11 protein-coding genes are annotated in these 12322 nt (G+C 37.6%); all 11 read left to right on the top strand.

Translation table 11 applies throughout. The features are described 5' to 3' along the window. Positions 1-36 precede the first annotated feature (36 nt). The 11 genes from CWD91_RS20170 to CWD91_RS20120 all read left to right on the top strand — a co-directional run bounded on the left by CWD91_RS20170 (position 37) and on the right by CWD91_RS20120 (position 11871). On the top strand, positions 37-1215 hold the full coding sequence (locus tag CWD91_RS20170; RefSeq protein ID WP_103442786.1) for a Gfo/Idh/MocA family protein: 1179 nt from the start codon (positions 37-39) through the stop codon (positions 1213-1215). Between the two features lie 135 nt (positions 1216-1350). After that, on the top strand, positions 1351-1764 hold the full coding sequence (locus CWD91_RS20165; protein WP_103442785.1) for an ACT domain-containing protein: 414 nt from the start codon (positions 1351-1353) through the stop codon (positions 1762-1764). A gap of 189 nt (positions 1765-1953) precedes the next feature. Beyond that, complete coding sequence (locus tag CWD91_RS20160; RefSeq protein WP_103442784.1) at positions 1954-3066, top strand: glycoside hydrolase family 88/105 protein; 1113 nt, start codon at positions 1954-1956, stop codon at positions 3064-3066. A gap of 115 nt (positions 3067-3181) precedes the next feature. Further along, on the top strand, positions 3182-4297 hold the full coding sequence (locus CWD91_RS20155) for a DUF2914 domain-containing protein (RefSeq protein ID WP_103442783.1): 1116 nt from the start codon (positions 3182-3184) through the stop codon (positions 4295-4297). A gap of 357 nt (positions 4298-4654) precedes the next feature. After that, positions 4655-5182: a sigma-70 family RNA polymerase sigma factor gene (locus tag CWD91_RS20150; protein ID WP_317045623.1), complete on the top strand. Its 528-nt coding sequence runs from the start codon at positions 4655-4657 to the stop codon at positions 5180-5182. Between the two features lie 127 nt (positions 5183-5309). Beyond that, positions 5310-5981 (top strand): VOC family protein, encoded by a 672-nt coding sequence (locus tag CWD91_RS20145; protein WP_103442782.1) that lies wholly within the window; start codon positions 5310-5312, stop codon positions 5979-5981. Positions 5982-6156: 175 nt separating this feature from the next. Further along, a complete protein-coding gene (locus CWD91_RS20140; protein WP_103442781.1) occupies positions 6157-6585 on the top strand; it encodes a hypothetical protein in 429 nt (142 codons plus the stop codon). Between the two features lie 129 nt (positions 6586-6714). Beyond that, positions 6715-7524 (top strand): amidohydrolase family protein, encoded by an 810-nt coding sequence (locus tag CWD91_RS20135; protein ID WP_103442780.1) that lies wholly within the window; start codon positions 6715-6717, stop codon positions 7522-7524. A gap of 470 nt (positions 7525-7994) precedes the next feature. Next, entirely contained in the window at positions 7995-10172 is a 2178-nt protein-coding gene (locus CWD91_RS20130) for an amino acid permease (protein WP_103442779.1), read from the top strand. 304 nt (positions 10173-10476) lie between these two features. Further along, a complete protein-coding gene (locus CWD91_RS20125; RefSeq protein WP_103442778.1) occupies positions 10477-10899 on the top strand; it encodes a DoxX family protein in 423 nt (140 codons plus the stop codon). Positions 10900-11028: 129 nt separating this feature from the next. Beyond that, positions 11029-11871 (top strand): metallophosphoesterase, encoded by an 843-nt coding sequence (locus CWD91_RS20120; RefSeq protein ID WP_157943852.1) that lies wholly within the window; start codon positions 11029-11031, stop codon positions 11869-11871. Positions 11872-12322 lie beyond the last annotated feature (451 nt).

Raw genomic sequence — 12322 nt, 5'->3', positions numbered from 1 at the left:
TAATTGTTATATTTCCTCAACCTTAAAAACCAACATATGCCATTCAATAGACGTAAATTTATCAGTCAATCTTTTGCCTCGGCCGCTGGAATGGCGACTGCTGCCATGATACCTACACACATGTTTGGCAATGACTTACACAACACAGCGAGACCTGAAGAAATTATATTAAAACCCAATAATCCTACCGGGAACAAAGAAAGCATTAGGTTCTCTGTCATTGGGTTAAATCACGGCCATATCTATGGTATGGTAGACTCGCTCATCAACGGTGGCGGTACTATGGTGGCCGTATATGCCACGGAGCCAGAACTATTGAAGGATTTTACCAAACGCTACCCCGAGGTTAAAATCGCGAAAAGCGAAAAGGAGATTATTGAGGACAATTCAATTCAGTTGGTGGCCAGTGCTTCCATTCCAATCGACAGGGCCCCACTTGGTATTCGCGTTATGCAGTCTGGTAAAGATTATATGACGGATAAGCCTGGGATTTTAACCCTGGAACAGTTTAAAGAAGTGAAAAAAGTACAAAAAGAAACGAAGCGAATTTATTCGATAGTTTATAGTGAACGTTTAGGCAATCCTGCCTCTGTAAAAGCTGCAGAACTGGTCAGCGCTGGCGCTATAGGGAAAGTCGTACAGACCATTGGGTTAGGGCCACACCGTATGCGACCTGAATCACGTCCCGACTGGTTTTTTGACCCCAATAAAGCAGGAGGAATCTTATGTGACATAGGTTCCCACCAATGTGACCAATTTCTTTTTTACACCAACTCTCAAAAAGCAGAAGTCAATTACTCACAGATCGGGAATTTTAAAAATTCGCATAATCCAACTTATCAGGATTTTGGAGATATGAGTGTTAGAAGTGCACACGCAACAGGCTATATTAGAATTGATTGGTTTACCCCAGATGGTCTTGGGACCTGGGGAGATGGTAGAACATTCATTTTAGGGACCGAAGGGTATATAGAAATGCGAAAATACATTGATATTGCAGGGCGCGAGGGAGGAAACCACCTGTTTTTGGTGAATCAAAAAGAAACTAAATATTACAACTGTTCCAATATTTATATGCCCTATGGCGAGCAACTGGTAAATGATGTGGTGCGCCGTACGGAAACCGCCATGTCCCAAGACCATTGTTTCCTTGCTACCGAATTGGCCTTAATTGGGCAACTACGGGCTCATAAAATCAATGTTGGATCCCAATAATCCCAATGTCTCTATAAGAATTATTATTTATCTTTATTTGTGGGAAGTAAGACTGGCCATTATTATTAGTTTATGGGGTATTTCATATTAATAATGCCACGGCCACTTATAATTGGCCTAAAAAAACCGAAATAGATGAGTGGAGAAACCAATATATCCAAATTAATACAGGGAATGTCCCCAAAATTAAACAAGGGGGAGTACGTGTTTTGTACAGTTGATGACATAAGTAAAATAGATCGAAAGGAAACGATTTGTGAGTTTAAGGAAAAGGAAGGGACAACCATTGTGATTGCCAGACATAGAGCAGACGAATTAAACCTACCCTACGGATTTGTAGCATCTTGGATTACCCTAATGGTTCATTCCTCTCTGGAGGCAGTTGGTTTAACTGCCCTATTTTCAACCGAACTTGCCAAAAACAATATTAGCTGTAATGTGATAGCAGGTTATTATCACGACCACATTTTTGTGGATAGAAAAGATTCGGAAAAAGCACTGATGGTTCTTACGGCCATGTCAAAATTTGAGAATAAGGGGGAACACTAAACTTTTAATTCTATCACAGATTGTTCCTATCCTAGTTTTCATCCTGCTTTTCCCAATTATTACAATAAACCTGCATAACATTTTCCGGGAATTGCTGCCATGATTTACTGATCAGAGGGCTCCATTATTTTCATTAACTTGTCCTTATTATAAAAAAATAATCAACCATTAAAAAAAATCATTTCACCAATGAACCAATTAAATATTCTAAAGGTATTTCTAGTATTTGCAATTACTTCCTACTCGCATGCTCAAGAAATAAAATCGGCCGAAGTTATACAGGTCATGGAAAAAGTGGCCGACTGGCAAATAGAACATTATCAGGATTTGTTTAGTGGACATGACAAGCCACATCACCCGTTGGATTGGACCAATGGCGCCTTATATGTGGGTATGGTCAAATGGGCTGCTATGGCCGAAAATGACAAATATTATGAATGGCTAAAGGAAATTGGAGAAAAAAACGAATGGCAATTACATCGTAGAAAATATCACGCAGATGATCATACCGTAGGTCAATTATATATTGAGCTGTATCGTAAATATTCGGATAAGGCAATGATTGAACCAACCAAAGAGCAGTTTAATTATATTATGCTTCATCCAGCACAAACCTCCTTACATTGGAGGTCTCCCTATCACCAGAGCCGTTGGAATTGGTGCGATGCACTTTTTATGTCACCTCCGGTTTGGGCAAAACTTTACAATTTAACAGGTGAGAAAAAATATCTGGACTTTATGATGACCGAATTTAAGGCTACTACCGATTTCCTGTTCGATAAAAAAGAAAATCTCTATTACAGGGACGAGAGTTATATGGGCAAGCTGGACAACGGTACCAAAATATTTTGGTCCCGGGGCAACGGTTGGGTATTTGCCGGGCTAGTGAACGTAATGAACGAGTTAAATCCACAAAGTAAAGAGTATAAATACTTTCTGAAAATTTACAAAAAAATGGCCGGCACGCTGCTTAAAATTCAAACCCCTCAAGGTCACTGGTCAATGAGTTTATTGGGACAAGAATTTTATCCCACACCGGAAACAAGTGGTACCTCCTTTAATGTTTACGGCTTGGCTTGGGGAATAAACCAAGGAATATTGGATAAGGCGACTTATTCACCAGCGGTTCAGAAGGGATGGAATGCTTTGGTTGGCCATGTAACCCCTGAGGGCATGCTGGGTTATGTTCAGCCCATCGGCGCCGCACCTGGCAATGCTTGGGTGGACAAGACGGAAGTTTATGGCACAGGAGCATTTTTAAGTGCTGGTTCCGAAGTTTATAAACTGTATGGCGGAAAATAAAAGTTAATTACATCCTATTTTTCAGTATATATGATGGTGTAGGAGTAAAATCTTATTTATTTGGGACAACCCAACTCTTCTTATTCCTTTAATTTTATACGTTGCTAAAAATGGAATGAAAAGAGCATTAGTTAAGTTTAGAAATAGCCAATTCCAGGGATTTATAAGGAAACATGAAAAATATGCGCCTATCCTATTCTTTATAGGAGGTTTTATTTTTGACACCCTTACCCTTGGACGCGTGGATAGGTTGTATGACCTTGTTGTACTTAGCCTTCATATGACTTCCTTGACCATTACCCTATATCTCTATAATTTAGCTGATGACGGAAAATGGGACAATACCTTTTTGATTCGTTATGTAGAATATTTTCCCTTGGCCATACAATTTTTCTTTGGTGGCCTATCCAGTGCTTATGTTATTTATTTCTCGCGAAGCGTTTCCATGTCCAAGACTGTAATCTTTCTGATCATTCTGCTCATCCTGTTATTTGCCAATGAGTTGCTAAAAAAACGGATATCCAATAAATACTTACAGTTTAGTGTGTATTTCTTTATAAGCTTTACCTTTTTCACCTTTATGATTCCCGTTTTCATCAAGGAAATGAGTACGCAAATTTTTATTCTCTCAGGACTTATAAGTTTGTTTTGTACGTTGGCTCTCATTACTATTATCTACAAAGTAAGTCCAAGTACTAGGACCGAAATACACATAGGTAAGCTTATCGGTATTATACTTTCCATCTACGTTTTAATCAATGCCCTTTACTTTTTTAGACTTATTCCACCCGTTCCAATGGCCTTGAGCAATGGCATAGTTGCCCACAATATTAAGGTGGAAAACAATAATTACCTGGTTACTTATGAAACGGATGAATGGTATATATTCTGGAGAAAACACCGATTAAAATATATCCAAGGCCCAAACGATAATGTATATGTTTTTTCATCAATATTTGCTCCGACCGATTTGAAAAAATCAATTTTTCATCGCTGGAAATGGTATAATAACAATACCAAAGAATGGGAATTAATTGAGGATATTGGTTATGATATCACTGGTGGCCGGGATGGAGGCTTTCGTGGATATACCTATAAAAATAATTTAAGAAAGGGTCTATGGAAGGTTGAAGTACTTACCAGCGAAGAGTTGGTGTTGGGGATAATAGATTTTGAAATAATAACCAGTGAAAAATTACAGCCTAAAAGAGTAGTAAGTAAAGCTTTCTAAGCTTTGCTATATCTGAAAATTGAAAAATACCATGCATAAAATAATTTTAAAACATATAGGTTATTATCGCATAAATTGAAAATCAGCTCCTTACACTCATTTATTACCATGCATAACATAAGAGATTTAAATAAAAATAAATTTTGTGTATCCTTTTTGATTAAACTAAGTCTCCTTAGTGAACTTTAATTTTTAACGATATGAATAATTGTAAATGCACCAATTGTGAATGTACCAAATGTAATTGTGTAAACTGTCTGGAGAATAACTGTTCCTGCGCCAAATGTGATTGTACAAAATGTGAATGTTGCTAAAAAAGGTTGGTCTCAACAGACCAACCTTGTATATTAGTGTACTATGAAGATGGAAACTGCAGCCATATGGGAAAAATTCAACAGTGAAATTTATTTTTTCATTCTAAAAAAAGTAAGGGATAGGGATGTCACCAATGAAGTGATGCAGAATTCTTTCTTAAAAATACATCAGAGCATCAATGCCCTAAAAAATCCTGAGAAAGTAAAGGCCTGGGTTTTTCAAATCGTGAGAAATGAAATTATCAATCATTTCAAACAAAGCTCAAAATCCCTTCCCCCTCCTAATGATGAATTATTCACAACATCCAATAATGGCAATGAACTATGTTGTTTAGATCACTTTATTAATAGTTTACCAAAGCAGTACAAAGAAGTTATTGAATTGGTTTATCTTAATGGCAAGACCCAAGTTGAGGCGGCTGTATTGATTGGCATCAGTCTGGCAAACGTAAAGGCCAGAATTAGGCGTGCCAAATTAATCCTTATCAACAATTTTAATAGCTGCTGTAAGTTTAAATTAAACTTAGAAGGGAAACTGATTGGGGATTCCAACTGTGCGCGTTGCATTTAGGGCTTGCCATCCCCTACTCCATGATTACCAAAACTACCCTGATAATGCCCAGAATTTATTATCTTAGGGAAGCATTAGACTATAGGATAAAACTCATTTCTATTGTGATTTAGGTAAGTATGCTACCATGAAAATCAAGGAAATAAAACTATACACTTCCAAAATCAAAGCCCAGGCGGAGTTCTATTCGCAAGTTTTGGGATTACCTATAATTAAACAATCCGATAGACAGGTTTCCTTTCAAATAGGTAATTCAATGCTTTATTTTGAATACCTCAAGACTGCGACCCCCTATCATTTTGCCATTAATATCCCCGCCAATAAAGAGGATGAGGCCTTAAAATGGCTAAAATCCAGACTTGCAATATTAAAGGACGGGCAAGATGAAATTATAAATTTCACTGCATGGAATGCAAAAGCCATCTACTTTTATGATGAGGACAAAAATATTGTAGAACTCATAGCGCGTAAAAATCTTAAAAATGCTACTGACCATAGTTTTGGATCGGAGCAATTTTTAGAAATATCAGAAATTGGAGTTGCTACAACTAATATCGAAAGTGAATTCAACACCTTAAGGAGTTTTATGGATATACCAATCTTTGATGGCGGATTTGGAAATTTTTGTGCCGTTGGCGATGAAAGCGGATTATTTATCTTAATCAATAGGGAGAATAAAGATTGGTACCCTACACTGGACAAAGCTTTTCCCTCAGCCTTTGAATTAAAATTATCCCAGCAAGAAAAGATCTACGAAATTGAATTTAAAAGTGGGAAAATAGAAATTTTAAGTACTTAGTACCAAAAACTTACCTCTAGCATGATTATTGCGAATACATAATTGTTTTGGCAAAAATCAATTTCAGCTGGAAGGATTTGGATTTAGGTATTAGGATAAAATTCATATACCATATAACTGATTTCCGGTGTCGAGGTTGCCATTCAGGAAAGAAATAGGAGTAAAAATGTATCCTATGAAATTTGCTATTCTTACACTGTTTTTAACTGTCGCTCTGAACGCTGCAGCACAATCGGAAAATGTGCATGGGTCTTACGAAATTAAATATGAAACCACGGACGGTGGTGAACTTAAATATACACTCTCTTTGAACCCGGAGGGTACATTTTTATTTCATTCCTATAAAAAAGACACTCGGGCCCTACCACCTGAAAAAAACCGCTATGGAAGAGGAAAATGGACTATGGATAAGAATATTGTAAGTTTGATGACAAATACCACAGATGTAGTTGATTCACTCTCCTTGGATCTTAACAATACAAAAGCCCGATTCGATAGTAAATCGCCTAGGGACCTTACAAATAGAGATATTAAAACCAAACTAACGATTTATGGGTCCGACATTTTGTGGTTGAAGGGAATTGAGATATTTAAAAGGGATTAAAACTTGAGCCAGAATTAATATTTTTTTATTAAAGTCTAGATTCTCACATTCTTGTCCCTCCGCCATCCAATTTAAATGTCATTTGTAAAAAAGCTTCATTACTTTTGTATGTAACCTAATTCCTTGTCCATGATTATAGACGTACATACACATATAAATAACTACCATGAAGATAGGGTGGTTTCTTTGGAAGAATGCCTAAATCTGCTCACTGAGACTATGAAAGAGAATAAGGTAGATTATTCTCTCGTCCTCACCTCCTATAAGGTTAACGAACATAGGCCAAGCACAAAGAAAGTGGTGGAGGCCATCAGCGGAAGGGATAACCTGGGCGTGGTTGCAGGTATAAGTTATTTGAATTACAATCATAGGGACCTCCGGGAAATAAGCGAATTTCTAGATGAAGGCCTAATAAAAGGTTTAAAACTATACCCTGGTTATGAGCCCTTCTACCCTAATGACAATAGATTAAAAGTCGTTTATGATATGGCTGTGGAATATGATATTCCAGTTATGTTTCATTCCGGCGACACCTATTCCCCAACGGGAAGAATAAAATACTCCCACCCCATTCATATAGACGATGTGGCAGTAGATAATCCCGATCTAAAAATTGTTATCTGCCATGTGGGCAATCCCTGGATCAAAGACTGCATGGAAGTGGTTTATAAGAACAAAAATGTACACAGCGATTTCTCGGGCTTGGTATTGGGCAATTTTTCGGATAAGTTTGAAAGGTATATGAAAAAAGAACTGGAAGAAATGATTACTTATGCAGGGGATCCAAAATACCTTTTATACGGTACGGATTGGCCAATATCCAACATGCATTCCTATCTCAATTTCATGAAACAATTGGATTTGCCCGAAGAGAAGAAAGAACTAATTCTCTGGAAGAATGCAGCGGAACTTTTTAAGATCGATGTTTCCAAGCTCTAAAACGCAACATTATTGTATTGAAGTCTGCATGCAGGAACCTTTTTCTTTATGGGTTCAACATATTAAATAATGCCATAAATGTTGGTATATGCATCTCCTTTGGTTGGAGAATGTGTCTCATTTTTCGCAAACAACTCCATCCTTTATCAAATTCAATCATTGGAGGTATTCCACTGGGAACATAAAGGCAAAGATGTACATGCCAGCGGAATAGGCCAGGATAGATTATAATTTGACACAAAACCGATCATAATTAATAGTCGATGAAAATGTTAAAATGTAGGGGCACAGTTGGTGCTTAATCAAAAATAAATGAATATCTTAAAGGTGGCAATTGCTAACTAAGGTAGCGCCTTAAGTACCTCATAATCTGTATATCCATGTCCTATAGGTACAAATAGAATGCTCCAAAAAAAAATAACCAACAAAGTCCTATTTGCATCCACCTAGGGCTTTAAAAGAAATAGGGTATGATCAAGAAGACCTTCGGTACATTTGCTGGGGTGTTTACACCTACCACCTTAACTATTCTGGGTGTCATCATGTATATCCGCCAGCCATGGGTTGTTGGTAATGCAGGGGTCTTAGGGGCATTAGGCATTGTTTTATTATCGGTTGCCATTACGCTTACAACGGCCCTTAGCCTATCGTCCATAACCACAAACATAAGGATTGGTAGTGGTGGTGCTTTTAGTTTAATTTCCCAATCCCTAGGTCTGGAAATTGGGGGTGCTATAGGTATCCCATTTTATTTTGCCCAGTCCATTGCGGTGGCCATGTATATTTTCGGTTTTCGTGAAGGTCTGCAAACCCTAACTCCAGATGTTAATCCCCTGATACTTGACCTATTGATTTTTGCAGTTGTCATGGGTATTGCTTTTATAAGTACCAGTTTCGCGTTTAAGATTCAATTTGTGATTTTGGGAATTATTGTTCTCTCCTTGGTGTCTATATATGGGGCGCTATTTGTCAATGAACTGGATTATAATATTCAATGGACGGGCACTTACCCTGGATCTATTGAAAATGATTTTAACGGTTCCTCCTTTTGGATAGTATTTGCTGTCTTTTTCCCGGCGGTTACAGGGGTAATGGCAGGAGCCAACATGTCCGGAGACCTCACAAACCCACGTAAAAGCATTCCTGTCGGCACAATTTCATCGGTAATAATTACGACCATAATTTATGTTAGTCTAATTTTTGTTGCCGCGGTTATAGCCTCTCCGGACGAACTTGCAAGAAATTATAATGTATTCATTGACAAATCCCTTTATGGCCCAATAGTGCTGGCAGGTCTGCTCGGAGCTACCCTTTCCTCCGCTCTGGGCTCGTTTGTGGGTGCACCAAGAATACTATTGGCCTTGGGAGAAAAGAATATTCTTCCAAAAAGTCAGAAATTGGCAAAAAAATCCAAGAAAGGAGAGCCGGTCAATGCCATGTTGATCACTGCAGTTCTAGTTCTCTTTGGCATATCGTTGAGAAATCTAAATACCATTGCCCCATTACTCACCATGTTTTTTATGATTACCTATGCCATGGTAAACGTAGTGGCCCTGGTTGAGCAGACCTTGGGTTTACCCAGTTATAGACCAACCCTGAAAATTCCGATTATTGTCCCTGCCATTGGGGCCTTTGGCTCCATTGCCATCATGTTTGTTCTCAACGTGATCATTGCCCTATTTTCGTTGATTTTTATAGTAATATTCTACTTATATCTTGTAAAGATGAATATTAAATCGGCCGCTGGTGACTCCCGAAGTGGTCTGTTCACGGCCTTGGCCGAATGGGCTACAAAAAAAACAAATAGTTTACGCCAAGAAAGGGAAGTAAGGTCCTGGCGTCCAGACCTTTTAATTCCCGTAACCATGCCCAAGGAGCTCAGAAGTTCGTTTAAACTTATACATTCCATAATCTATCCCAAAGGCTCGGTAAAGATATTGGCCCTAAGAAATGAGAATGAGGCAGAGCAAAGAAACATGGAGAACTTTCTAAAAAATGCTGTGAAAAAATTTAAGGAAAGTGATATATCTGTTTCTTATACGGTAATAGACAACACTGACTTTAACACTACCGTTAATGTAAGCATGCAGTCACTCAATGCAGCCTTCTTTAAGCCCAATATCATCTTTGCAAGTTTAGATTCCGCCACTTCCAATCTGGGATATTACAACCAATTAATACTGGATAGTAGAAAGAATAATTTTGGGATGATTATTTACATTCCATACGCCACCGCCAGTCTCGCCATAGAAAAAAGCATCAACCTGTGGATGACCAATATTCCGGTAGATTGGAAGTCAACATTTAGTGTTAAGGACAATAACCTTTCCGCCTTAATATCGCTTTTAATATGCCGTAACTGGAAAGGAAATATTGATGTTCATATTCTGAATAACAATCCAAAATTGAATTTTTCCGATACCGACATAGAAGATCTGAATACTATGATCAGATTTCCCAAAAAGACTTCAATTAAAATACAACAGGGCGGTTTACTTGAGAATGTGATTCAACAGAAGAACACCGATGTCAACATATTTAATATCGTGCCAGGGATGACTATTGACGAAATGGTCAATATTGTAAATGAATCCCGTATATCCGCCGTTTTTTGTGCCGACTCTGATTTTGAAAATGTTTTGGTGTAGCAAAACAAACGACTATACCCTGCCAATTTTACTACTAACAACCCCCTATGGCGCTAAATAGCGACATAGTGGATAATCTTAAAGTAATGGTAGAAAATGCGCGCTCTTTTATAGAGTAAACTTAGGTGCACCTATTTAAAGATTTCAACTTGGCCCGATGTTCAAGTTTTCCTTTTTGAGATATTGGAACACTCCGGTAAAATCAGAGTGTTAGACAAAATGGTTGCTAAATAGCACCATTTAAATCTTTTACATTTCGTTAAAAATGAGTATCTTAGGTTAGATAACATATAAATTCTCAGTTATGGCAACAATTAAATCTCTAAACAAATGGGCCAATGCGCATACTTATTATCCCTTGGATTTACTAAGAGTTGCATTGGGTGTTTTTCTTTTTATGAAAGGTGTGGATTTTATGTCCAATCACCAACAAATGGCAGAAATCATTAAACCTTTCCAAAATCTTCCAGGAGGTATGTTGATTATGCATTATGTGGCTCCCGCACATTTCGTAGGAGGATTTTTATTGGTAATAGGCTTGCTGACCCGTTGGGCGGTTTTTGCTCAATTGCCAATCTTAATAGGCGCCGTACTGGCCAATTTTCTAGGGGTGATGAACACAAGTAACCTGATTTTGGCTACTATTACCTTATTGGTCTGTATTTTCTTTTTATTTTATGGTTCGGGAAAACATTCTGCCGATTATTATTTAAAAATGCAGAAATAAGGCCAGTTATACCGTATTTAAATTATATTTAAAATTTAATGCCATACGGTTAAATATATTATGCCTTACAACATTGCATCCTTAACATTCAAGAAGTCCAGAAATATCATCTGGAATTTAATAATATTGATGTTTTTACTTTTCTCCTGTGGGGAAAACAAAGGTTCCGGCTCCAATACAGATGATGTACCAGCGGACGAATCCTTGCCTATCACTTTTACTGCGATTGGTGACGTTCCATATAATGAAGAACAGCGCCTTGGACTGATCGATATTATTTCCAAACACAATACCACCACAGATTCTGAATTTGTTATCCATGTTGGCGACATTAAACCAGGGGCAATAGCATGTGATGAAGAAGTCTACCTGGATGTTGCCGACATCCTAAAAACATTTAAAGTTCCCACCTTTATAGTCTTGGGAGACAATGAGTATAACGACTGTGAAGACCCAGAACAGGGATTGGAGTATTGGAATAAATATTTCTTGCATTTTAACGAAAATTGGTCCTTTGAACCTCAAATCACTTATCAAACTGAACGTCCAGAAAATTTTAGTTGGGTAAAGAACAAAGTTTTATTTGTAGGGCTTAATTTAGTTGGAAGCCAGGTTCATGATTCTATTGAATGGAAGGATAGATTAACCCAAAATGGCCTTTGGGTTAAAACCTTGTTGGAAGATCAAAAGAATATGGTAGATGCCATGGTTGTCTTTGGTCATGCCAATATTGTTGAAGCAGGCCCTGAGAAGTTTAAACCCTTTACAGACTTGTTCCGGGCTGCGTCACAGTCCTTTGGGAAACCTGTTCTTATGGTTCAGGGAGATGGGCACTTTTGGATCAAAAACAAACCCTGGCCAGAGCAAAATATTACCCGTTTACAAATAGATGGTCGGGACACCGCAGTGAAGATAACTGTTGATACAAATCTCGACTATCCTTTTCTGTTCGATAGGAATTTTTTGAATTGATATGCCCTTAATAGAATCATCCCTAATTATGATTGTCGTGGTAATCCATTTCACGTTCAATATCACAATTAGGGATGATTTGTAAACTTAGCTTATTAGATACCTAGTACTTTTAGCGGATCATGCTTATTTGTTGTGTTTCTTCAAAAATTAGGATGAACATAATATTTCGTGTTTTTTGATTTTAGCTTTATTTATTGGGCAAAATCGAACGAAATTATTGTTAAAATTATTCTTTCATTTTACTCAAGTGGTTTTTATTGTTTTTAATTGGATTTCGTGAATCTTCGATTTCTTTGCTGTCCAAAGAAACCGACGCAGGAGGTTCATGAATACCTTATTCCAAAATAAACGGGCAATGAATAAAACGAAACCGCAGGTTCACGAATTCATATTTAAGAAAATAACCGGCCATGAGCTAAACAAAAGAAAAGACCCTTCTTCACTAGGT

The organism is Arenibacter hampyeongensis (genome assembly GCF_002909255.1).
GTDB classification, from domain to species: domain Bacteria; phylum Bacteroidota; class Bacteroidia; order Flavobacteriales; family Flavobacteriaceae; genus Arenibacter; species Arenibacter hampyeongensis.
Note: the sequence above shows the minus strand (reverse complement) of the source record. Positions and strands in the feature narration are given on the sequence as shown.